This window comes from Carboxydothermus islandicus, assembly GCF_001950325.1.
Lineage (GTDB): Bacteria > Bacillota > Z-2901 > Carboxydothermales > Carboxydothermaceae > Carboxydothermus > Carboxydothermus islandicus.
Window position 1 is genome coordinate 1 of sequence record NZ_BDJL01000135.1, and the last position, 241, is coordinate 241.

1 pseudogene is annotated in these 241 nt (G+C 48.1%); it reads left to right on the plus strand.

Annotated elements, in window-relative coordinates:
• A pseudogene (locus ciss_RS11885) lies at positions 1–202 on the plus strand (acetyl-CoA carboxylase carboxyl transferase subunit alpha); the annotation flags it as partial.
• Between the last annotated feature and the right edge of the window lie 39 nt (positions 203–241).

Sequence of the window (241 nt, forward strand, 5' to 3'; positions counted from 1 at the left end):
TGGTTTAATAGATGGCATTATCCCCGAGCCGTTAGGAGGAGCACACCGGAATCCAGCGGAAACATTAAAGGCGGTTAAAGAAGAAGTTGTTAAAAATCTGCAAATCTTAAAAGAAACTCCCGTAGAGGAGCTGTTACGAAAACGATTTCAGCGGTACCGCTCTATAGGGAGCGGCATTGTCGAGGGAGGCGTAAGCTTATGAACTCCATTGGGGTTTTAACCAGCGGTGGCGATGCACCGG